Origin of the sequence: Mesorhizobium sp. M2E.F.Ca.ET.209.01.1.1 (assembly GCF_004010375.2) — a bacterium.
In the GTDB taxonomy this organism is placed as follows: Bacteria; Pseudomonadota; Alphaproteobacteria; order Rhizobiales; family Rhizobiaceae; genus Mesorhizobium.
On sequence record NZ_SADP02001037.1, the window covers coordinates 1 to 299 of the forward strand.

At 64.5% G+C, this 299-nt stretch carries 1 protein-coding gene; it reads right to left on the bottom strand.

From position 1 onward, the window contains the following. Window positions 1-14: 14 nt before the first annotated feature. The coding region (locus tag EN852_RS39020; RefSeq protein WP_135879919.1) for a DUF805 domain-containing protein at window positions 15-299 on the bottom strand (285 nt) is incomplete at its 5' end.

Genomic DNA, 299 nt, shown 5'->3' on the forward strand with positions numbered 1-299 from the left:
GCTGAGGGGGGCCACTAAAACCTGACGCCCGCCGGCACCGGCCCGTATTTGTTGTCGCCGACCTGGCTCGGGATCAGGCCGAACACCACGATGGCAAGCAGGCCGACATAGGGCAGGAAGCACAGGATCGCCAGCCAGCCGGTCAGGCCGACATCGTGCAGCCGGCGCACCAGCAGCGAAATCCATGGCAGGATGGTGAGAACGGCATAGAGCCCGACAAGGCTCAACGTGACGATCGGCAGCCCGCTGCCGCCTTCAAAATCGTCGGTCGACAGATCGAAGGAGACCCCGATCGCGAC